Genomic DNA, 20,566 nt, shown 5'->3' with positions numbered 1-20,566 from the left:
TCATAACATTCCGAGTAGTCGTTCGATGATCTGCTTCGCCTGGTCCTCATCCCGCGCAATCATCAAGATCGTATCATCCCCGCACACTGTCCCGATTAATTCATCCCATGACAAGTGGTCAATCAAGACGCCGATCGCGTCCGCATTACCGGGCAACACTTTCATGACGACCAAGTTTTGGGCCGAGTCGACTGAGACGAAGCTGTCTCCGAGTATCCGTTTCATCTTGCCATACGGGTTGAAGCGCTGGTCGGCCGGCAGACTATACTTATAGCGGCCGTCGTTGAGCGGCACCTTGACGAGATGAAGTTCTTTAATGTCACGCGACACTGTCGCCTGCGTCACTGGGTAACCAGACCGATGGAGTTCGTCCACGAGTTCATCTTGGGTCTCAATTTCACGATTCGTAACGATTTCTCGAATTTTAATCAATCGTTGTCCTTTGTTCATACGCCCTGACACCTCATTTTTCGTTTCACATATACAGTATCATTCTAAAGTATTGACGAAAAAAGGTCTACCATTCCAAGGTTGAAAAGGAAAGATATGGTGAGCAACCACCTTTAAAAACAGCTGCAGACAAATCGTCTGCAGCTGTTCATACGGTTTTCTTCAGTTGAGTATGTGCCTTGTCGATGACCGCTGACACGTCGAGAGCTGGTTCGACCCCACCGATCCCCGTGTAACGGGCGAACAGCAAGAATTCGATATTGCCGTCACCGCCAGTGATCGGCGAGAAGTCGAGCCCTTCGACCCAGAACCCTTCAGATGCGAAGTAGCGGACCATCTCATTGACGACGCGTTCATGAATCGACCGGTCCCGAACGATGCCTTTTTTTCCGACATCCGCTTTACCGGCCTCAAATTGAGGCTTGATGAGCGCCATGACGACACCGTCCGGTTTTAAAATTTGTTTTAACGGCGGAATCATCAGCCGAAGCGAGATGAACGAGACGTCAATCGTCGCAAAGTCGGGTTGAATCGGGAACTGCTCGTTCGTTGCGTGCCGAAAGTTCATCCGTTCCATGACGACGACACGTTCGTCGCTCCGAAGCTTCCAAGCCAACTGATTGTAACCGACGTCGACCGCATACATTTGCGTCGCCCCGTTTTGAAGGGCACAGTCGGTAAAACCACCCGTCGACGAGCCGATATCGATCCCGATACGCCCGGAGACGTCGAGCGGGAACACTTGGAGTGCTTTTTCAAGCTTTAGCCCGCCACGGCCGACGTAAGGCATTGTCTGCCCTTTGACTTCGAGCGGGATGTCGTCAAACACTTTATCGCCGGCTTTATCGAGCCGCTCCGTCCCGCTGTATACGATTCCGGCCATGACGGCCCGTTTCGCTTTCTCTCTCGTCTCCGCTAATCCGCGATCGACGAGCAATACATCTAATCTTGTTTTATTTCGTTTTTCCATAATTCCTCACACATTCTGTCGATTTGTCATTTGAATGAACTGCTCTACCGATTCCGCGATTTGAGATGGTCTGAGCCCGATCTCTTCTAGCAGTTGATTGACCGCGCCATGTTCAATATAACGGTCCGGAATCCCTAGACGAAGGACGCGCGGGAACTGTCTCGCATCACTCGCATGCTCGAGCACGCTGCTTCCGAATCCTCCGGCAAGAACGGCCTCTTCGAGCGTGACGAGCGGGATGCCTTCCTCATAGAGCGCGGTAAGCATCGCATCGTCGAGCGGTTTAATCGTACGGCAGTTGATGACCCGTACGCTCCGTTGTCCTTCGAGGAGCGTTCTCACTTCTAGCGCATCTTGTACTTGCGGCCCGAACGTCAAGATAGCCACGTCCGTCCCGTCAGCCACGACTTCCCACTCATCGAGCGGAAGTTCACGCAACGTCTCACTCATCGGGGTACCGATGCCCTCTCCACGCGGGAACCGCACAGCGATCGGTCCATCATCGTATTTTAACGCCGTGTAGACGAGATGTTGCAATTCTTCCTCATCTTTCGCCATCAAAATCCGAATGTTTGGCACATGGCGCATGAAGGCGATATCGAACACGCCTTGGTGCGTCTCCCCGTCGGCGCCGACAAGGCCCGACCGGTCAATCGTGAAGACGACGTTCAAGTTTTGGCGGCAAATATCGTGCACGAGCTGATCATATGCGCGCTGGAAGAACGTAGAATAGATCGAAACGACCGGTTTGAGACCTTGTGTCGCTTGACCTCCGGCGAGCGTGACCGCATGTTGCTCGGCGATGCCGACGTCAAACATGCGTTCCGGGAATTGCTTGTTGAAACAGTCCAGTTTCGAACCGACGCTCATCGCTGGCGTGATCAACGTCACACGCTCATCCGTCTCCGCGACTTTCGTAATCGTTTCGGCAACGACTTTTGAATAACTCGGTCCTTTGACTTTCCCTTTAATGACTTCACCAGATTCAATCTTGTACGGTCCGAGACCGTGCCACGTCCCGATGCCGTCTAGTTCGGCCGGGCGATAGCCTTTGCCTTTTTTCGTGATGACATGGACGAGTACCGGTCCATCAATTTTTTTCGCATACTCGAGTGTCTCGAGCAAATCTTTCAAATCGTGACCGTCCGTCGGTCCAAAGTAAGTGAAGCCAAGTTCTTCGAAGAACGTACCCGGTATGAGTGCCGACTTCAACATATACTTGACTCGTTCGCCACTGCGTTCGAGCGAACTTCCGACAATCGGGATGTGCTTGATGAGCGCTTCGACTTCCTCGCGGGCATGCTTCAGTTTACGTGACGCCCGCATCCGGCCGAGCATATTATGCATCGCCCCGACGTTTGGTGCGATCGACATTTCATTGTCATTTAAAATGACGATGACGTTTTGTTTCTCGGCCCCGATGTGATTGAGTGCTTCGAGCGCCATTCCGCCCGTGAGAGCACCATCTCCGATGATGGCGATGGCGCGATCATTCGCTCGTCCTTTTAGCTCGTTGGCGATGGCAATCCCCATTGCCGCCGACAACGAGGTCGAACTGTGCCCCGTCTCCCATACATCGTGCTCGCTCTCACAGCGCTTCGGAAACCCACATAAGCCATTATACTGGCGAAGCGTGTCGAACTGGTTCGTCCGTCCCGTTAAAATTTTGTGGACATAGGCTTGATGCCCCACGTCCCATACGAGTTGATCTTTCGGACTGTCAAATACACGGTGCAAGGCAAGCGTCAACTCGACAACGCCGAGGTTCGGCCCGAGATGCCCTCCCGTTTCTGCCAATTTTTCAATCAAGAACCGTCTGATGTCTGCGCCAAGCGCTTCGATCTCGGTCACCGACATTTTCTTTAAAAATGACGGGTCTTGAATGGATGTCAGGTCCATGATGACCATCCTTTCTCCTGTCGTATTACTGATTCGTACCTTACATTTTACAAGAATGTGTCCATATATGCTATACATACAGAAAAACAAAGGTGACACGATGTGCTCATCGTGTCACCTAAAGTCAATGATTGCGTTTGACGACAAAGTAAAGTAGCTCATGCAAACGAGGTGAAGCGACCGACAGTTCGGCGAGCGCAGCTTCAGCTTGTGCGACTTCTTGAGCGAGCGCTTGTTTCGCACCGTCAAGACCGAGCAGCTTCGGATACGTCGATTTATCGTTCCCTTCATCCGAACCGACACGCTTCCCAATCAACGCCTCGTCGCCTTCGACGTCTAAAATGTCATCTTGGATTTGGAACGCAACACCGAGATGCGCTCCGAAACGCTTCAATGCCGCTTGGTCGCTTGCGGACGCATCGGCCAAAATCGCTCCTGCTTCGAGCGCATAGACGAGCAGCGCCCCGGTCTTGCGGGCATGAATCGACTGAAGCGTCTCTAACGATACGTGTTGTCGTTTCTCGGCTAGCATATCGTCTAGCTGTCCACCTACCATCCCGGCACTACCGGCCGCCTCGCTGAACCGTGAAATCAAACTCACTAGTTTTTCAGGCGCGGCGTGCGTGCGGGTGATCACTTGAAATGCGTCCGTCAAGAGCGCATCGCCCGCAAGGATCGCGGTCGCTTCATCAAACTGACGATGGTTCGTCGGGCGGCCTCTGCGGACATCGTCGTCGTCCATCGCCGGCAAATCGTCATGAATGAGTGAATACGTATGTACCATCTCGAGTGCGACGGCGGCTTCGTGACCGAGTTCAATCGGTCGGCCGTATGTATCGAGGACGGCGTACAGGAGGGCCGGACGAATCCGTTTCCCACCTGCCTCTAATGAATAGGTCATCGCTTCGAACAGTCGCTTCGGCATGGCCGCGTCGTCAACGAGACGACTCATCGCCTGTTCGACCGCACGTTTCCACTCATCGAGCATCAACTGACTCATACGGCGCCTCCTTTGTCACGGAGCGTACCGTCCAGTTCTAAAATTTCGTCCATTTTCTTTTCGGCAGCCGTCAATTTTGACTGACAAAGCGCCGACAGACGAACACCTTCCTCATAGAGCGTCATCGCTTCTTCAAGCGCGACTTCTCCAGTCTCAAGTTTCGCCACGATGTCTTCGAGTCGGGCTAGCGCCGTCTCAAACGTCTGTTCTTCTTGTTTCTTCGCCATAATGTCTCTCCTTCACTTCCGCGACGGCATGACCGTCACGGAAACGGATCGTCACGACTCCGTCATGTAGTTGTTTGACATCTTTCACGTACGTCCCGTCTTGCTCGGTAAGCGTATAGCCTCGGGATAGGACCGCGAGCGGGCTGACCGCATGCAACCTGCCGACCTGCGCGGCAAAGCGTTCGGTCGGCCGTTCGAGCGGCCGAATCCGGTTCAGTCGTCCTTCAAATTGACGGTACCGTTCATCGTTCGTCCGCAGTGCCCGAGCCAAATTCCGGACATCGAGCCGCTGCTGCGATTGAGCGAGACGATGGCGGGCGAACGTCAGTTGTTTGGTGACACCTTGCTCGAGACGGATCTCAGCCTGAGCGAACCGGTCCCGCTTTTGTGAGAGCGTGAACCGCGGCGACTTCAACCCGTAGCTGTTCGCCGCCCGTTCGAGCCGGTCGCGCACAGCTGTCATTTGATTCGTGACGGAACGCTGCAACTGCATCGTCAAACGCTCGACGTCTTTTCGCTGCGCATCGATCGTCGCCGTCGCGAGTTCCGCCGCAGCCGTCGGTGTGGCCGCACGTAAGTCGGCGACGAAATCGGCAAGCGTGAAGTCGGTTTCGTGACCGACGGCCGAGATGACCGGAATCGTCGAGTTGTAAATCGCTTCAACGACGATATCTTCGTTGAACGCCCACAGTTCTTCGATCGAGCCGCCGCCCCGGCCGACGATCAAGACGTCACAGTCCGTCCGTTCGTTCATCCAGCGAATCGCACTCGCCACTTGCGGGGCCGCCAAGTCACCTTGGACGGCAACCGGGGCGAACGTGATGGCTACGTGTGGCGCCCTGCGCCGCAGTGTCGTCGCGATGTCGTGCAAGGCAGCACCTTTGGGGGACGTAATGATCCCGATTCGTTCAGGGAAGGCCGGGAGCGAACGCTTCCGTTCCGCGTCGAACCACCCCTTCGCTTCGAGTTCGCGTTTTCTCGCCTCGTAACGCTCAAACAATAGACCGACACCGTCTTGACGCATCAGTTCAACGTACAGCTGAACGTCACCCGTCGCCTCGTACATCGTCACGCGCGCGACGACGACGACGTTCATCCCGTCTGTCGGTTCGAACGTGAGCGTTCTGGCGTCACGTGAAAACATGACGGCTTTCATACGAGACGCCTCATCTTTCAACGTGAAATAGCAATGACCCGAAGCGTAACGTTTAAAGTTCGAGATCTCACCGACGACCGCGATTTGTTGTAAAATCGGATCGTCGTCAAGCTGTCGTTTGACGTAACGGACGACTTCGGACACTTGAATCGGATTAGCCACGCGAAGCGACCTCGACCGTGTTATGCATGAGCATCGTGATCGTCATCGGTCCGACGCCGCCAGGTACAGGCGTGATGGCGCTCGCCACGTCTTTGACACCTTCATAGTCGACATCCCCGACGAGACGATTGTCGACACGGTTGACACCGACGTCGATGACGATCGCACCTGGTTTGACCATGTCGGCCGTGACGAGTCCGGCCCGTCCGACCGCGACGATCAAAATATCGGCCTGTCTCGTCATCGCTCCGAGGTCAGCCGTCTTCGAATGGCAATACGTGACAGTCGACGACTCGTTCAAAAACAGCATGCCGACCGGTTTGCCGACGATCTGGCTTCTCCCGACGACGACGACATGCTTCCCGACGAGGTCGGTCTGCGTTTTGACGAGGTGTAAAATCCCGTGCGGCGTGCACGGCAACAGCGTGTCAAGACCGAGCATCATTTTCCCGACGTTCTCCGGATGGAAGCCATCGACGTCTTTTTCTGGAGAAATCCGCATGATGACGCGAGATTCATCGATATGGTTCGGTAACGGGAGTTGGACGAGAATCCCATGTACCGCTTGATCTTCATTCAATAAATCAATCAGCTTCAGTAAATCCGCTTCGGTCATGTCATCATCAAATCGAAGTATTTGCGAGTCGATGCCAATCTCTTTGGCCGCTCGCTCTTTCCCGCGAACGTAACTGTGGCTCGCTGGGTCGTCCCCGATTAAAATGACTTTTAATTTCGGGGTGATGCCGCGCGCCCGAAGAGCTGTCACCTGATCTTTCAACGTTTCCCGATACGATGCTGCGATTTGTTTCCCGTCGATCACTACTGCCATCTCTCTCATCCCCCATTGTCTTAGGTTTCTCTGTAGTTGGTGTGGTGTCTTCTCTATTTGTTTAACAGACCGTGTGCTTGTCTTCGCTTACGCTTTAATGATGTTCCCGAGTACGCCGTTCACGAGTTTGGCCGCTTCTTCGTCAGCGAATGACTTAGCGAGTTCGACCGCCTCGTTGATCGTGACTTTATCTGGAATCGTTTCGACATAAAGCAATTCATATGTCGCCATCCGAAGAATCGTCCGCTCGACGTTGCCGAGTCGGTCAAGCCGCCAGTTCTTTAAGTTCTCGATGAGCAACGCGTCGATCTCGTCTTTCTTCTCCAACGTTTCAACGACGAGTTGCTCGTAGAATGGATCTGTTTCCATACCGTCGAGGGCAAATTCGATAGCCTCGTCTACCTCAAGTTTTGATACTTCGATTTGAAAAAGCGTTTGAATCGCTTTTTCCCGTGCTTCATGACGTTTCATTCAGATACTCTCCTTTTGCTTGCTTTCATCTTTAATCGGCAAGGATACCCCTACTTCAATCGTGCGCCGGGCACAGCCCGACGATAAGTGGGGGAGAAATTGCCGCCGGGACTGAATCACGCATGTCCGTTTTGGCAGACAACGTCGCTATCGATACCGGCCTCATCTCTTGCCCATCCTCTCCGGTTGTTCGTTTGTAAACTGTTCTCTACGGGAAAAAAATATTATCTCTAGTGAAAGGCGGTGAACCCAATGTCCACCATCACTGCGAAGGTCCAACTCTTCGTCCCGCCCCCTCAAGCGGCTATCCTGAGGGCAACGATGGACGCATACCGGTCGGCTTGTGACTGGCTGTCGGGACACGTCTTCGAGACGAGGGACCTGAACCAGGCGAGCCTCAACGACTCGCACTATGCCGAGCTCCGGCAACGGTTCGGCCTGAAGAGCCAGATGGCCCAGTCGGTCATGAAGACGGTGATCGCTCGGTACAAGTCGGCGAAGTCGAACGGGCACGCGTGGTCCCGTGTGGAGTTCAAGCGTCCCGAATACGACCTCGTCTGGAACCGCGACTACTCGCTCACCCAGGACCGGTTCAGCGTGAACACGCTGGACGGACGGATCAAGCTGGACTATGCGCGTAAGGGCATGAGGCAGTACTTCAACGGGACGTGGCGGTTCGGCACAGCCAAACTGGTGCACAAACACGAGAAATGGTTCCTACACATCCCCGTGACGAAGGCGTTCCCCGAACTCGACGACGCTTGCGTCACAAACATTGTCGGTGTGGACCTCGGCATCAACTTCCTGGCGGTCACGTACGACAGCCAGGGCGAGACCACCTTCTACGACGGAAGAATGGTGAAGCACAAGCGAGGCACGTTTAAAGCGACCCGCGAACAGCTGCAACGACGGCAGACCCCATCGGCCCGCAAGCGGCTGAGACAGCTCGGCTCGAGAGAAAACCGTTATGTGACCGATGTGAACCATCAGGTCACGAAGGCACTCGTCGACCGATACCCGAGGGGCACGCTGTTCGTGTTGGAGGACCTGACCGGCATCCATGCCGCCACAGAGAAGGTGCGGGCGAGAAACCGCTACGTCTCCGTGTCGTGGGCGTTCTACCAGTTCCGTCGCATGCTCGAGTACAAGGCCGCACTGAACGGTCAGAAGGTGATCGTCGTCGACCCGAGACACACCTCCCAGACCTGTCCGACATGCGGGCACACCGAGAAGGCGAACCGAGACAAGAAGCTGCACACGTTCCAATGCAAGAACTGCCGGTACCGATCGAATGATGATCGCGTCGGCGCGATGAACCTGCATCGGAAAGGCATCGAACACATCGGTACAGGTGCCACGGGAGCATGACCCCCATGGAAGGGGCGAGGTCAACCGTCCCGATGTTCCGCCACGCGAAGGTAGGAGGCGCAAGCGCCGTCCGCACTACCGGGCAGGAACGAGCGTAACCGTACTCTACGAGGGTAGAGGCGCCGTCGAGTCCTCGACGGACGCAAGCCCCCACCTCAAACGGACCGTCAAGGCGTTAAGTGGCGGGTTGTTGACTGTGATAGTTTAGCATAAAGCACTCACAAATTCAGTACAAAAAACAAGGAAGCCCGAAATAATGTTCGGGCTTCCTTGTTCGACTCATTTCGTCAGTATCATTTCTTTTTCGACAAATTTCGTGTCGAACGCACCGTTACGGAAATGTTCGTGCGCCATGACTTGTTGATGGAACGGAATCGTCGTATGAATACCCGACACCGTGAACTCGTCAAGGGCACGGAGCATCTTCGCGATCGCTTCCTCGCGCGTAGGGGCGTGGACGATCAACTTCGCCACCATCGAGTCATAGAACGGCGGGATGACGGCACCTGCGTATAAGCCGCTGTCGACCCGTACCCCCATTCCTCCTGGAACGATATATTGATCGATCTTGCCGGCCATCGGACGGAAGTCGGTGAACGGGTCTTCGGCGTTAATGCGGCATTCGATCGAATGACCGCTAAAGACGATATCGGCCTGTGAGATGGCGAGCGGATGCCCGAGCGCGACTTCAAGTTGCGCTTGGACGAGATCAAAGCCGGTGATCATCTCCGTGACCGGATGCTCGACTTGGATTCGCGTGTTCATTTCCATAAAGTAAAACTCGTTCGATTCAGGGACGTAAATAAATTCGATCGTCCCGGCGCTCGAGTATTGGATCGCTTTCGCCGCTTTGACGGCCGCTTCTCCCATCGCTTGGCGCGTCGCCTCGTCGATCGCAGGCGACGGGGCCTCCTCGATCAGTTTCTGCATCCGGCGTTGGATCGTGCAGTCCCGTTCTCCTAAATGAATGACGTTCCCATACTGGTCAGCGAGCACTTGCACCTCGACGTGACGGAACGATTCGATATATTTCTCTAAATAGACGTCGCCGTTCCCAAAAGCTTGTTTCGCTTCTTTACGGGTCGCGACGAGTCCTTTGATGAGCTCTTCTTCGTCGAAAGCGACACGAATCCCGCGTCCGCCGCCTCCGGCCGTCGCCTTGATGATGACCGGATAACCGATTTCTCGAGCGAGTTCAATCGCCTCATCATCCGTCACGACACCGCTCGATCCCGGGACGACAGGAACACCTGACTCGATCATCGTCCGCTTCGCTTCATCTTTAATGCCCATCTTCCGAATCGCATAGCTGCTCGGACCGACGAACTGGATCCCGCACGCTTCACTCATCTCGGCGAACTCGGCATTTTCTGCCAAAAATCCATACCCAGGATGGATCATCGTCGCATCGACCGCACAAGCGACCGACAAGATGTTCGGGATATTCAAATAAGAGTCTTTCGACGGGTTCGGCCCGATACAATACGCCTCGTCCGCGAGACGAACGTGCAACGACTCACGATCTGCCTCCGAAAAGACGGCGACTGTCGGGATATTCATTTCTTTGGCTGCCCGAATGATTCGTACCGCGATCTCGCCGCGGTTTGCAATGAGTAATTTCATAGCGCCCTCACTTCACGCTAAAGAGCGCTTGGCCATATTCGACTAGATCGCCGTCGGCGACGAGGATTTCAACGACTTCCCCGCTGATTTCGGCCTCGACATCGTTGAACAGTTTCATCGCTTCTAATATACAGACGACCTGACCCGTCTCGACACGGTCGCCTACTTTGACGTACGAGTCTTTATCCGGGGCCGGGCGTGAATAAAACGTTCCGACCATCGGTGATGTGATGGTACGTAAGTTGCTCACTTCCGCTTGAGGCGCTTCGCTCTCTTCTACGGCTGGTGCAGATAACGGAGCAGTAATCGGTTGAACAAGCGGTGTGCTCGCGACGATTTGCTGCGCCGTTTCTTTTTTTAATGACAGTTTGAACTCGGACGTCTCGAGCTCCATCTCATGGATAGACGTCTGGTCGAGCAGTTCAATCAGCTCTTTAATATGATCGATTTGCATGAAATAAACCCCCTATTTATACCTGGTACTAATCTCTACTCTACTATAACTGGTCAGACCAGTGAATGCAACGACAAAAAAAGTGCCCATTCGTTTGAATGGACACTGCTCGTATTACCCGTTATAACGTCCCATGAAGTCGCCGGTACGTGTGTCGACCGTCACTTTTTCACCTGGCTCGATGAAGAGCGGGACTTGAATGATATGGCCAGTTTCGACCGTAGCGTTCTTTTTGACGTTCGACGCCGTATCCCCTTTAACACCTGGGTCAGCTTCTGTGATCGTCAAGACGACCGTCGTCGGAAGTTCGATCCCGAGGATCTCACCGTTATAATCAGCGATGCTCACTTCCATGTTCTCGAGCATGAACGGAAGCGCCGCTTTCACTTGCTCGCCCGTCAATTCGAGCTGCTCATACGACTCCGTATCCATGAAGACGTACGTGTCGCCCATCGGATACAAATACTGCATTTTTTTACGTTCGATGTGAGCGCGTTCGACCCGCTCGCCGCCCCGGAACGTCGTCTCTTGAATCGCGCCAGAACGTAAGTTGCGCATTTTCGTACGAACGAACGCTGCGCCTTTACCTGGTTTGACGTGTTGGAACTCGATGACTTGCCAAATCGAACCATCTGATGTTTTGACTGTTAACCCTGTCTTTAAATCGTTTACTGATACCATAGTGATTTCCTCCTAAAAATGAGCTGAGACTCAAGCCTCGATCGTGATTAACTCTTTTGGCGACTGCGTGAGACGGACATTTCCATCCTTCGTGATGACGACATCATCCTCGATACGGCAGCCACCGATGCCGGCGATGTAGATCCCAGGCTCGATTGTGACGACCATCCCAGGTTCGAGCACCGTGTCAGACCGGAACGACAACCCTGGCGCCTCATGTACTTCCATTCCGAGTCCGTGACCGGTTGAGTGGCCGAAGTACTCGCCGTACCCGGCTTCTTTGATGACGTCACGCGTCAACGCGTCAGCCTCGATGCCAGTGATACCGGCCCGAGTCCCTTCCACGCCTGCCAGTTGGGCACGCAACACCGTGTCATAAATCTCGCGCAATTTGTCTGAGATCTCGCCGACTGCGAGCGTACGCGTAATATCCGAACAGTACCCTTTGTAGTACGCTCCGAAGTCGAGCGTCACGAGTTCACCGGCTTCGATGACTTTGTCACTGGCCACACCGTGCGGCAATGCCGAACGATGACCAGAAGCGACGATCATATCGAATGAAGACGAATCCGCACCTTGGCCGCGCATGAACATCTCCAACTCATTGGCGACTTCTTTCTCAGTGCGTCCCGGGCGAATGAACGTCTGGATGTGGGCAAACGCCGCATCAGCAATCGCCGCAGCTTCCTTCATTATCTTAATCTCTGCCTCGTCCTTAATCAAGCGCAGCTTTTCCACGATCCCTGACGTCTCGACCAGTTCAGCCGCTACCTCTTTTTCATACGTCCGATACGTCCCGACCGTCATGTCATCTTGTTCGATTCCGAGACGCTTCACCCCTTCTCGGCTCGCGATGTCAGACACCGACTTGATGAGCGATGTTTCGAGCTCGATGATGTCATAACCGGTTACTTGGCTAGCTGCCTGCTCGGTATAGCGGAAGTCCGTGATGAAACTCGCCGCCTTCGCTGTGATCAAAATGACCCCACTCGACCCGGTAAACCCAGACAAGTAACGAATGTTCTCTCGTTTCGTCACGAGCAATCCATCGATCCCGTTCATTTCTAACTGAGCTTGTAGCTTGTTGACGCGTTCAATCATGTCGATTCCTCCAATGTTCGATGAGTGCACGCAACGCGAGCGTATAGCTCGTCAATCCGAAGCCACTGATGACGCCGAGGCAGACACCGGCAAGTTTCGATTCGTGACGAAACGACTCACGGGCATGCACGTTCGAGATATGTACTTCGACGACCGGGGCTGAAATAGCGGCAATCGCGTCCCGCAATGCAATCGACGTATGCGTATACGCCCCGGCGTTCAAGATGACGCCCGCGTAATCATACGCCTCATGCAGCGCATCGATCAGCTCACCTTCATGATTGGACTGGATGAACGTGAGACGAACATCTCCCGGTGCTTCGAGCAACAGTTCTGCCGTCAAGCCTTTCAGCGAGACATCCCCGTACACATCCGGTTCCCGTCTACCTAGCAAGTTCAAATTCGGTCCATTCAAGACAAGTATATGCACAAGCCTTCCCCCTCATTCGTCAAGTCTTTCTTATTGTAACAAATTTATGCGAAGAGCGATAATTGCGTCACCTGAGGTTTCGTTTTTCGATCGAATCACGTTATAATTCAACTATATACTTGTCAGAATCGAGGAGAACCTATGAAAAATAAAAAGTTGATCCCCGTCGGCGGTCAAGCACTCGTCGAAGGCGTCATGTTCCAAGGACGCACCGAGAGCGCCTCGGCCATCCGGCGTAAAGACGGATCGATCGAGACGTTCAAACAGCCTCGACTCCTCGTCCCGTGGGTCCAATCGTTGAAAAAAGTCCCGTTCCTTCGTGGCATCGTCGCTTTATACGAGTCGTTAAAGAACGGATCGGCCCACATGAACTTCGCGAGCGATCGCTATGACGTCGACCCGAGCGAAGACGTCACGGAGAAGCCAGAGCAAAAGCAAAACATCCTCATGGTCATCATGATCGCCATCGTCGGTGTCATTTCTTACATCTTCGGCAAATTGATCTTCAACGTCACCCCGGCGCTCCTTGCCGCTATGTTCCAAAACGTGCCCGCACTGTCCGGTCACGTGATTCAAAACCTGCTCGAAGGGGGAATTAAACTAGTATTACTGCTCAGCTACCTATACTTGATTTCATTGACCCCGCTCATCAGACGCGTCTTCCAATATCATGGCGCCGAGCATAAAGTTATCAACTGCTACGAATCCGGACGACCGATCACCGTTGATAACGTCCGTTTAAGCTCACGCCTCCACTATCGGTGTGGTTCAAGCTTCATCCTGTTCACCGTTTTTGTCGGCATCGGCGTCTATATGGTCGTCCCGATCGACCCACTTTGGGTCCGGCTCGTCAGCCGGATCGCGCTGTTGCCGGTCGTCATCGGCATCTCGTTCGAGGTGCTTCAATTCACCAATCGCTTCCGGGAGCATCGGTTTTTATCCGTGCTCGGTAAACCAGGACTTTCATTGCAACTATTAACGACGCGAGAACCGAACGACGAACAGATCCGCGTCGCCATCGAAGCGTTCGAGACGTGGGAACGTTCCGAACTCGGTCAACCGGACGTCCAAAGAGAGGGATAAAGAGGAGGAAAACACCATGATCAGACAAAGAATCGGCTCGACCGCGGCGACCATCGTGTTCATCTTAGGCTTCATCGGAGTCGGACATATGTTAGCGACCGATCCTGGTCGATTGTTCAGACAGCTACTCTTCATCGGTATTTTCGGGTTAATCTTTTACGTGATTTACCGGGTCTTCATGGCTCCTAAAATTTCGGCCGAGGACGTGCGTTACCGGAAGACCGCGCAAGCGTCGAAAAAACGGATGGCGCGACCGGGCAATAGCCCTAAAGTCAAACCGTCCGCAGCGGCCGCTAAGAAAAAGAACACCAAACCAGGCTCGAACGTCACCAAACTGTCGAAGCGCACGAGCGTCCATCGCAGCGACGCCCCTCACCTGACCGTCATCGAAGGGAAAAAAGGCAAGAAGAAAAAGAAAGCGAACATGTAAAAGGAGCGCCTCGAGAGGCGCTCCTTTTAGTCTGTCTCGACAAATCCGATATACGGTAAGTTGCGGTATTGTTCCGCGTAGTCGATGCCGTACCCGATGACGAACTCATCTGGAATCTCGAATCCGACATAATCCGCGTCAAGTTGGACGAGGCGACGAGCCGGTTTATCGAGCAACGTGCAAATTTTCAACTCTCCCGGTTGATGCAGCTTCATATGCTGACACAAAAACTTGAGCGTCTGGCCGGTATCGATGATGTCCTCGATAATGACGACATATTTCCCTTCGACGTCGAGGTCGAGGTCTTTCCGAAGTTGGACGTTCCCGCTCGAGACCGACTTTTTCCCGTAAGACGAAGTCGCGACCGTGTCCAGTTGGACGCTCCCTTTCATCTGTCGCATCAAATCAGCGGCGAACACGAGTGAACCTTTTAACACGGGGACGAGGACGATCGGCGTCCCGGCCGCATCACGTTCGATCTGTTCCGCGAGTTCAGCGACGCGCTGTTTAATCTGTGCTTCATCAAATAACTTCCCTTTGATTTGAATGTTCATTTGTCGGCGATTGTTCGCCGTCACCCCCTCATTTATCTATCCAGCAACCATTCTATCATACAATCACCCTAAAAATAGACTTTAATTCAATAAAACGATGTTAATGTTCGGCTTTCGCTTCGAATGCCTAAAAAAAGACCACCATCCGATTCAACGATCGGATCGCGGTCGATTTCACTCATCCCGTGTCATATTCAGTTCTTGAAACTGTCGAAACTGCTCCATCAGCTCAGGTTTGTCTTCGAAGAATTCGACGAATTGGGTCATGCAGTCGAGCGTGTTCGAGCTCAAATGATGTTCGATGCCTTCAACATCCTCATAGACGTGCGCTTCATCGACCCCGATCAGCCGTAGGAACGACTCGAGCATCGTATGCCGCTCGACGAGCCGCTTGCCGATTTTCTGCCCTTTATTCGTCAACATCAGGCCTCTGTATTTTTCATATACCAAATAACCTTCCCGGTCTAACTTTTGCACCATTTTCGTGACTGAGGAGGGATGCACCCCTAAATGTTCGGCGATATCAGATACACGAGCGTATCCTTTCTCGACCATCAGTAAGTAGATTCGTTCTAAGTAGTCTTCCATACTCGGTGTCGGCATGGGCGTAGCCTCCCCTTATGTTCCGTTCTCCAATCTCCATTTTAGCGTAACCCGTGTAAAACCGAAAGCAGAACGGGCAAATCGTCTAGTCAATCATTGTCTCATGACCTTAAATTCTTTATAATGAATGTTGGTGAAACTTAATAGAGAAAGGGAGAACATCAATGGGAATCGAAACAATCCTCGTCATCATCCTCTGGGCTGCGCTCATCGCATATATCGTCTGGCGCTTCATGCCGGCTCGTGGTTTGAAAAAAATGAAACAAGAAGAATTTCGCGCTTCGCTCCGCAAAGGACAATTGATCGACGTCCGTGAACCGAACGAGTACAAGGGAGGCCACATCATCGGGGCCCGTAATATCCCGGTCGGCCAGATGAAACTTCGAATGAAAGAGCTACGGAAAGATCAACCGATCCTCATGTACTGCCAAGGCAAGTCACGTACGAACCAGGCGGCCAAACTGCTCATGAAAAATGGCTACACCGACATCTATATGCTTGAAGGCGGATTTAAAAACTGGAAAGGGAAAGTCAAAAAAGACTGACCCTCACAAACAAGCGTTGCTCCAACATTCGTTGGGGCAACGCTTGTTTGATTGAACGTTCAAAAGAATTTAGCGATTGATTTCGGTGCTAAAACTTTCCCTACCGATTTGATTTCCTCATTGACGACGAGGCCAGGCGTGCTCATAATTCCATACGACATGATTTGCTCGATGTCCGTCACTTTTTCAACCGTCGCCGTCTTCCCAGTTAATCGTAGCGCTTCTACGACATTTTGCTCCAGCGTTTTGCAATTGCGACACCCGGTCCCTAAAATTTTTATGTTCATGTTCGACTCCTCCTCATAGTATAAAGTTGAATAAGTAACCAATTATCGTGATCCCCAACGTCACAATGACAAAGAAAATGATGACGAGCTCTTTCTTCAACACTCGGCTCAACAGTAGACCTTCAGGTACAGACAAAGCGACGGTCGACATCATGAACGCAAGAGCCGTTCCGATCGCCATTCCTTTCCCTACAAGCACTTCGATGACTGGCAACGTCCCGATCGCATTGGAATAGAGCGGGACCCCGATCAACGTTCCAACGATTGGGCCATACCAGTTATCTCCCCCTGCGACACGCATAATGAACTCGGCCGGGATGAACCCGTGAAACCCTGCCGCGATCGCAATCCCAATCAATAAATAAGGTCCCACTTTTTTCACGGTCTCATAGACGCCATTGAACGCTGTCACTAAACGATCTGCTTGTGATAACTCAACCGTGACCGCGACTTGTTGACTTTTGATTTGATATACGTAGTCTTGCACATACTTTTCAAGATGTAACTTTTCAATTAGCAGGCCAGCGAACAATGCGACCATCACCCCTGCAAATACATATAAGAACGCGATCTTCCAACCGAACATCGAGATGAGAAGGACGATGGAAATTTCATTCACAATCGGTGACGTGATGAGAAACGTGAACGTCATTCCGAGCGGAATACCCGCTTCCACGAACCCGATGAAAAAGGGGATCGTCGAGCAGGAACAGTATGGTGACAAGACGCCTAGACCAGCGGCACCAATATATCCGCCAATTTTCCGCTTGCCACTCAAATAGTCGCGAACTTTTTCTACAGGGAAATAACTGTGAATATATCCGATCACAAAAATCATAATGCTCATCAGCACGGTTATTTTCACGACGTCCATCACGAAAAATTGTACAGCTTCACCGAAACGGCCACTTAGATCAAGGACGTCGTATGCGATAAAGTCTCCAATCCGATCAAACATGTTCACCCACTTCTTTCTCTATCAATTGGAAAACGGTGTTCCGTCCCAAGCGTGTCGAGCGAATGACTTCACCACGCTCTAGCAAACGGAGGTGATGTGTCAACGTAGAGTTCGGCACCTCGAGCGCGCTCGACAGTTCACATAAGCACATCGGGGCTATGCCTAACAGGCGGACGATCTTTAACCGAGTTGGATCTGCCAGTCCTTTATGGAAGGCGGCTTGTCGCTCGAGCTCTTCCTCATCAAATTGACAGATACGTAAGGATTCGCGAAGTTCTTCGTCTGTTTTCAAAGTCCATTCCATCTTCATCACCTCCTCTTATATAACTAGTTTGCTAGTTATATAGTTTCAAGTCTACACACTTGTTCAACTATTCACATTTAAGACATTTTTTAGTTCATACAATCGTCACAACCACTCATCTTGGCACAAATCAAAAACCCGCTCGCGAATTGCGAGCGGGTTTTGGCTTAGTTGATTGACGATGGTTGGCGTCGCTCATACTTCAATACCGGCTTACGGGCAGCGAGCGTCTCGTCGAGTCGTTTGACGACCGTCGTGTGCGGCGCCGTCTGAACGATTTCCGGATTCTCTTCTGCCTCTTTGACGATTTGGAGCATCGCGTCACAGAACGCGTCGAGCGTCTCTTTCGATTCCGTCTCGGTCGGCTCGATCATGATGCACTCCTCGACGTTGAGCGGGAAGTAGATCGTCGGCGGATGGTATCCGAAGTCGAGCAATCGTTTGGCGATGTCGAGCGTACGGACACCGAGTGCTTTTTGACGTTTACCCGACAAGACGAATTCGTGCTTGCAGTACGTGTCGTACGGCACATCGAACGCGTCCTTCAAACGGGCGAACATGTAGTTGGCGTTCAACACTGCTTCGCGCGAGACACGCGTCAGTCCTTCGGCGCCCATCGTCTTAATGTAGCTGTAGGCGCGTACGTTGATGCCGAAGTTTCCATAGAACGGTTTGATGCGTCCGATCGACTGTGGGCGATCGTAATCGAGCGTAAAACCTGAATCCGCTCTTTTTACGATCGGTGTCGGCAAGTACGGGATCAAGTCGCGCTTGACGCCGACCGGTCCCGAGCCCGGGCCGCCGCCGCCGTGCGGTCCTGTGAACGTCTTGTGCAAGTTCAAGTGGACGACGTCAAAGCCCATATCACCAGGACGGGCGATCCCTAGAATCGCGTTCGAGTTGGCCCCGTCGTAGTACAGTTTACCGCCTGCCTCATGGACGACTTTGGCAATTTCAAGGATGTCCGCCTCGAACAAACCGAGCGTGTTCGGGTTCGTGAGCATGAGCGCTGCCGTGTCGTCCCCAACTTTCGCCTTTAAGTCAGCGAGGTCGACAAGTCCCCGCTCATCCGATTTGACCGTGACCGTCTCGAATCCGGCGACGACGGCCGAGGCCGGGTTTGTCCCGTGCGCCGAGTCCGGGACGAGTACTTTCGTCCGATTCATATCGCCGTTATGCTGGTGGAACGCTTTGATCAACATGAGTCCGGTCCATTCCCCGTGGGCACCGGCTGCCGGTTGGAGCGTCACTTCGTCCATCCCTGTGATTTCAGCGAGCTGGTCTTGAAGGTCGACCATCATCTCGAGCGCCCCTTGGACCGATTCGATCGGTTGGAGCGGGTGGATGTGGGCGAACCCAGGCAGACGTGCCATATCTTCGTTCACTTTCGGGTTGTATTTCATCGTACATGATCCGAGCGGATAGAAGCCGGAATCGACACCATGGTTCCGCGTCGACAGCGACGTATAGTGACGAACGACATCTAGTTCCGACACTTCCGGCAGTTCGGCCGCCTCTTGACGAATCATCGACGCCGGTAACAGCGCCTCAATATCAACTTCTGGCACGGTCGGTGTCGGCAAGTTATAACCGGTCCGTCCGGCACGTGACACTTCAAAAATGAGCGTTTGTTCGTGTTGCATCAGTTCGTCCCCCCAACCACTTCAATAAATCCGTCAATCTCTTCTTTCGTGCGCAGTTCGGTCGCACATAGCAACATCTGTGTTTGACGATCAGCATCATACGTTCCGAGAGGCAATCCACCGATGATCCCATTGTCAAGCAAGCGGCGTGACACGGTTTCCGCATCGGTACCGAAATCGACGACGAACTCGTTGAACATCGGTCCTTCGTCGATGATCGGGTAACCGGCCGACTTCAGCGCCTCTTTCATATAGTGGGCCGTTTGAATGTTGCGGACGGCCATGTCACGAATCCCATATTTCCCGAGCGCGGACATCGTGATCGAGGCGGCGAGCGCATTGAGCGCCTGGTTCGAGCAGATGTTCGATGTCGCTTTATCGCGGCGGATATGCTGTTCCCGTGCCTGTAGCGTCAAGACGAAGCCGCGTTTCCCGTCCTCGTCAACCGTTTGACCGACGAGACGACCCGGCAGTTTACGCATGAGCGCCTTTTTGACGGCGAAGTAGCCACACGATGGACCACCGAAACTTTGCGGGATCCCGAACGGTTGGGCATCGCCGACCGTGATATCGGCCCCGAGCGCACCAGGAGACTCTAAAATACCGAGTGCGAGCGGGTTGCTCGATACGACAAAGAGCGCACCGGCATCATGGGCCGCTTTCGCGAGCGTCGCCAAGTCCTCGACGCGACCGTAGAAGTTCGGGTACTGAACGACGAGACACGAGGCGTCCGTCAAATCGACGTCCGTCAAATCCGTCACGCCGGCCGCAACATGCGTATATTCAACTGAAAGTCCCGGTCCATCCGCGTATGTGCGGATGACGTCTTTCGCTTCCGGGTGAACAGCACCGGAGACGATGACACGTTTCTTCTTCGTATGAGCGCTCGCGAGGTAAGTCGCTTCCGCGAGTGCGGTAATGCCGTCATACATCGACGAGTTGGCGACGTCCATCCCCGTCAGTTCACAAATCATCGTCTGGAACTCGAACATCGCTTGCAGTTCACCTTGTGAAATTTCAGGTTGATACGGCGTATACGCCGTGTAAAACTCAGAACGGAGCAACATGTGGTTCATGACGCTTGGCGACAAGTGGTCGTACATGCCGGCTCCTAGAAAACTCGGATGTGATTTCGTGTGAAGGTTCTTCTCGGCAAGCTTCGTCATGTGGCGGACGAGATCGACTTCTGGGAGCGGAGCGCCGATGGCAGATAACGATGCCGTCTCCCGGAGCGTGGCCGGGATATCTTCAAGCAAATCTTCGATCGATTCGACACCGATCGTCTGGAGCATATCGCGTTCGTCTTGCTCGGTCATCGGTAAATAACGAAATTCCATT

Annotated in this window: 24 protein-coding genes; 4 read left to right on the top strand and 20 right to left on the bottom strand. The window is 53.1% G+C overall.

The genetic code is table 11. The features are described from left to right. The 8 genes from ahrC to nusB all read right to left on the bottom strand — a co-directional run bounded on the left by ahrC (nt 1) and on the right by nusB (nt 7,164). A complete protein-coding gene (gene ahrC, locus EVJ29_RS03140) occupies nt 1-450 on the bottom strand; it encodes a transcriptional regulator AhrC/ArgR (protein WP_016510386.1) in 450 nt (149 codons plus the stop codon). A 148-nt stretch (nt 451-598) separates the two neighbouring features. Beyond that, entirely contained in the window at nt 599-1,420 is an 822-nt protein-coding gene (locus EVJ29_RS03135) for a TlyA family RNA methyltransferase (protein ID WP_070327061.1), read from the bottom strand. A 6-nt stretch (nt 1,421-1,426) separates the two neighbouring features. Beyond that, nucleotides 1,427-3,319, bottom strand: a complete 1,893-nt coding sequence (dxs, locus tag EVJ29_RS03130; protein ID WP_070327906.1) for a 1-deoxy-D-xylulose-5-phosphate synthase — start codon at nt 3,317-3,319, stop codon at nt 1,427-1,429. 124 nt (nt 3,320-3,443) lie between these two features. After that, nucleotides 3,444-4,319, bottom strand: a complete 876-nt coding sequence (locus EVJ29_RS03125; protein ID WP_070327060.1) for a polyprenyl synthetase family protein — start codon at nt 4,317-4,319, stop codon at nt 3,444-3,446. After that, entirely contained in the window at nt 4,316-4,546 is a 231-nt protein-coding gene (xseB, locus tag EVJ29_RS03120) for an exodeoxyribonuclease VII small subunit (RefSeq protein ID WP_016510387.1), read from the bottom strand. Before xseB ends, EVJ29_RS03125 begins: the two co-directional genes overlap by 4 nt. Beyond that, complete coding sequence (gene xseA / locus EVJ29_RS03115) at nt 4,515-5,864, bottom strand: exodeoxyribonuclease VII large subunit (protein ID WP_070327059.1); 1,350 nt, start codon at nt 5,862-5,864, stop codon at nt 4,515-4,517. The genes xseB and xseA overlap by 32 nt, the downstream gene beginning before the upstream one ends. Then, nucleotides 5,857-6,693, bottom strand: a complete 837-nt coding sequence (locus EVJ29_RS03110; protein WP_131439853.1) for a bifunctional methylenetetrahydrofolate dehydrogenase/methenyltetrahydrofolate cyclohydrolase — start codon at nt 6,691-6,693, stop codon at nt 5,857-5,859. The genes xseA and EVJ29_RS03110 overlap by 8 nt, the downstream gene beginning before the upstream one ends. Nucleotides 6,694-6,780: 87 nt before the next feature. Beyond that, nucleotides 6,781-7,164: a transcription antitermination factor NusB gene (gene nusB / locus EVJ29_RS03105; RefSeq protein WP_071397713.1), complete on the bottom strand. Its 384-nt coding sequence runs from the start codon at nt 7,162-7,164 to the stop codon at nt 6,781-6,783. Nucleotides 7,165-7,416: 252 nt separating this feature from the next. On the opposite strand from nusB, the gene EVJ29_RS03100 reads away from it, so the two are divergent. Next, nucleotides 7,417-8,532, top strand: coding sequence for an RNA-guided endonuclease InsQ/TnpB family protein (locus EVJ29_RS03100; protein WP_131504710.1), 1,116 nt, complete (start codon nt 7,417-7,419; stop codon nt 8,530-8,532). A 279-nt stretch (nt 8,533-8,811) separates the two neighbouring features. Here EVJ29_RS03100 and accC read toward each other — a convergent pair whose 3' ends face one another. From accC to aroQ, 5 genes are all read right to left on the bottom strand, one after another. After that, on the bottom strand, nt 8,812-10,155 hold the full coding sequence (gene accC / locus EVJ29_RS03095) for an acetyl-CoA carboxylase biotin carboxylase subunit (RefSeq protein WP_131504709.1): 1,344 nt from the start codon (nt 10,153-10,155) through the stop codon (nt 8,812-8,814). 7 nt (nt 10,156-10,162) lie between these two features. Continuing rightward, nucleotides 10,163-10,609, bottom strand: a complete 447-nt coding sequence (gene accB / locus EVJ29_RS03090) for an acetyl-CoA carboxylase biotin carboxyl carrier protein (RefSeq protein WP_131504708.1) — start codon at nt 10,607-10,609, stop codon at nt 10,163-10,165. Between the two features lie 114 nt (nt 10,610-10,723). Next, nucleotides 10,724-11,290 (bottom strand): elongation factor P, encoded by a 567-nt coding sequence (gene efp / locus EVJ29_RS03085; protein WP_070327053.1) that lies wholly within the window; start codon nt 11,288-11,290, stop codon nt 10,724-10,726. 30 nt (nt 11,291-11,320) lie between these two features. After that, nucleotides 11,321-12,388: a M24 family metallopeptidase gene (locus tag EVJ29_RS03080; RefSeq protein ID WP_070327905.1), complete on the bottom strand. Its 1,068-nt coding sequence runs from the start codon at nt 12,386-12,388 to the stop codon at nt 11,321-11,323. Then, nucleotides 12,384-12,821, bottom strand: a complete 438-nt coding sequence (gene aroQ, locus EVJ29_RS03075; protein ID WP_131504707.1) for a type II 3-dehydroquinate dehydratase — start codon at nt 12,819-12,821, stop codon at nt 12,384-12,386. Before aroQ ends, EVJ29_RS03080 begins: the two co-directional genes overlap by 5 nt. Before the next feature lie 141 nt (nt 12,822-12,962). Here aroQ and EVJ29_RS03070 point away from each other — a divergent pair, with 141 nt between their 5' ends. Continuing rightward, on the top strand, nt 12,963-13,904 hold the full coding sequence (locus EVJ29_RS03070) for a DUF1385 domain-containing protein (protein ID WP_070327051.1): 942 nt from the start codon (nt 12,963-12,965) through the stop codon (nt 13,902-13,904). 16 nt (nt 13,905-13,920) lie between these two features. Further along, a complete protein-coding gene (locus EVJ29_RS03065) occupies nt 13,921-14,334 on the top strand; it encodes an SA1362 family protein (RefSeq protein WP_016510385.1) in 414 nt (137 codons plus the stop codon). Nucleotides 14,335-14,360: 26 nt separating this feature from the next. On the opposite strand, the gene hpt is transcribed toward EVJ29_RS03065, so the two are convergent. Both hpt and mntR read right to left on the bottom strand, forming a co-directional pair. Then, complete coding sequence (gene hpt, locus EVJ29_RS03060) at nt 14,361-14,888, bottom strand: hypoxanthine phosphoribosyltransferase (RefSeq protein ID WP_070327050.1); 528 nt, start codon at nt 14,886-14,888, stop codon at nt 14,361-14,363. Nucleotides 14,889-15,062: 174 nt separating this feature from the next. Next, nucleotides 15,063-15,491: a transcriptional regulator MntR gene (gene mntR, locus EVJ29_RS03055; protein ID WP_070327049.1), complete on the bottom strand. Its 429-nt coding sequence runs from the start codon at nt 15,489-15,491 to the stop codon at nt 15,063-15,065. A 164-nt stretch (nt 15,492-15,655) separates the two neighbouring features. Between mntR and EVJ29_RS03050 the strand changes: the two genes are divergently transcribed. Then, a complete protein-coding gene (locus EVJ29_RS03050) occupies nt 15,656-16,036 on the top strand; it encodes a rhodanese-like domain-containing protein (protein ID WP_016510373.1) in 381 nt (126 codons plus the stop codon). A 59-nt stretch (nt 16,037-16,095) separates the two neighbouring features. Here the strand turns inward: EVJ29_RS03050 and EVJ29_RS03045 are convergent, their stop codons facing one another. From EVJ29_RS03045 to gcvPA, 5 genes are all read right to left on the bottom strand, one after another. Then, nucleotides 16,096-16,323: a thioredoxin family protein gene (locus EVJ29_RS03045; protein ID WP_070327048.1), complete on the bottom strand. Its 228-nt coding sequence runs from the start codon at nt 16,321-16,323 to the stop codon at nt 16,096-16,098. A 13-nt stretch (nt 16,324-16,336) separates the two neighbouring features. Further along, nucleotides 16,337-17,281: a permease gene (locus EVJ29_RS03040; RefSeq protein WP_131504706.1), complete on the bottom strand. Its 945-nt coding sequence runs from the start codon at nt 17,279-17,281 to the stop codon at nt 16,337-16,339. Then, complete coding sequence (locus tag EVJ29_RS03035; RefSeq protein WP_236633367.1) at nt 17,274-17,585, bottom strand: ArsR/SmtB family transcription factor; 312 nt, start codon at nt 17,583-17,585, stop codon at nt 17,274-17,276. Before EVJ29_RS03035 ends, EVJ29_RS03040 begins: the two co-directional genes overlap by 8 nt. 167 nt (nt 17,586-17,752) lie before the next feature. Continuing rightward, a complete protein-coding gene (gene gcvPB, locus EVJ29_RS03030; RefSeq protein WP_070327045.1) occupies nt 17,753-19,228 on the bottom strand; it encodes an aminomethyl-transferring glycine dehydrogenase subunit GcvPB in 1,476 nt (491 codons plus the stop codon). Next, entirely contained in the window at nt 19,228-20,565 is a 1,338-nt protein-coding gene (gene gcvPA / locus EVJ29_RS03025) for an aminomethyl-transferring glycine dehydrogenase subunit GcvPA (RefSeq protein ID WP_131464900.1), read from the bottom strand. The genes gcvPB and gcvPA overlap by 1 nt, the downstream gene beginning before the upstream one ends. Between the last annotated feature and the right edge of the window lies 1 nt (nt 20,566).

The sequence above is a fragment of the Exiguobacterium sp. SH4S7 genome (genome assembly GCF_004336795.1).
GTDB lineage: Bacteria > Bacillota > Bacilli > Exiguobacteriales > Exiguobacteriaceae > Exiguobacterium > Exiguobacterium aurantiacum_A.
The sequence above is the reverse complement of the archived record's forward strand: the minus strand, read 5'-3'. Positions and strand labels throughout refer to the sequence as shown.

Coding starts and splice junctions, on each gene's coding strand:
- EVJ29_RS03110 (WP_131439853.1), bottom strand. CDS start 6,693: ATGGCAGTAGTGATCGACGGGAAACAAATCGCAGCATCGTATCGGGAA.
- gcvPA (WP_131464900.1), bottom strand. CDS start 20,565: ATGGAATTTCGTTATTTACCGATGACCGAGCAAGACGAACGCGATATG.
- EVJ29_RS03050 (WP_016510373.1), top strand. CDS start 15,656: ATGGGAATCGAAACAATCCTCGTCATCATCCTCTGGGCTGCGCTCATC.
- mntR (WP_070327049.1), bottom strand. CDS start 15,491: ATGCCGACACCGAGTATGGAAGACTACTTAGAACGAATCTACTTACTG.
- nusB (WP_071397713.1), bottom strand. CDS start 7,164: ATGAAACGTCATGAAGCACGGGAAAAAGCGATTCAAACGCTTTTTCAA.
- EVJ29_RS03135 (WP_070327061.1), bottom strand. CDS start 1,420: ATGGAAAAACGAAATAAAACAAGATTAGATGTATTGCTCGTCGATCGC.
- EVJ29_RS03040 (WP_131504706.1), bottom strand. CDS start 17,281: ATGTTTGATCGGATTGGAGACTTTATCGCATACGACGTCCTTGATCTA.
- EVJ29_RS03045 (WP_070327048.1), bottom strand. CDS start 16,323: ATGAACATAAAAATTTTAGGGACCGGGTGTCGCAATTGCAAAACGCTG.
- ahrC (WP_016510386.1), bottom strand. CDS start 450: ATGAACAAAGGACAACGATTGATTAAAATTCGAGAAATCGTTACGAAT.
- xseB (WP_016510387.1), bottom strand. CDS start 4,546: ATGGCGAAGAAACAAGAAGAACAGACGTTTGAGACGGCGCTAGCCCGA.
- dxs (WP_070327906.1), bottom strand. CDS start 3,319: ATGGACCTGACATCCATTCAAGACCCGTCATTTTTAAAGAAAATGTCG.
- EVJ29_RS03070 (WP_070327051.1), top strand. CDS start 12,963: ATGAAAAATAAAAAGTTGATCCCCGTCGGCGGTCAAGCACTCGTCGAA.
- gcvPB (WP_070327045.1), bottom strand. CDS start 19,228: ATGCAACACGAACAAACGCTCATTTTTGAAGTGTCACGTGCCGGACGG.
- EVJ29_RS03125 (WP_070327060.1), bottom strand. CDS start 4,319: ATGAGTCAGTTGATGCTCGATGAGTGGAAACGTGCGGTCGAACAGGCG.
- accC (WP_131504709.1), bottom strand. CDS start 10,155: ATGAAATTACTCATTGCAAACCGCGGCGAGATCGCGGTACGAATCATT.
- accB (WP_131504708.1), bottom strand. CDS start 10,609: ATGCAAATCGATCATATTAAAGAGCTGATTGAACTGCTCGACCAGACG.
- efp (WP_070327053.1), bottom strand. CDS start 11,290: ATGGTATCAGTAAACGATTTAAAGACAGGGTTAACAGTCAAAACATCA.
- hpt (WP_070327050.1), bottom strand. CDS start 14,888: ATGAACATTCAAATCAAAGGGAAGTTATTTGATGAAGCACAGATTAAA.
- EVJ29_RS03035 (WP_236633367.1), bottom strand. CDS start 17,585: ATGGAATGGACTTTGAAAACAGACGAAGAACTTCGCGAATCCTTACGT.
- EVJ29_RS03065 (WP_016510385.1), top strand. CDS start 13,921: ATGATCAGACAAAGAATCGGCTCGACCGCGGCGACCATCGTGTTCATC.
- EVJ29_RS03100 (WP_131504710.1), top strand. CDS start 7,417: ATGTCCACCATCACTGCGAAGGTCCAACTCTTCGTCCCGCCCCCTCAA.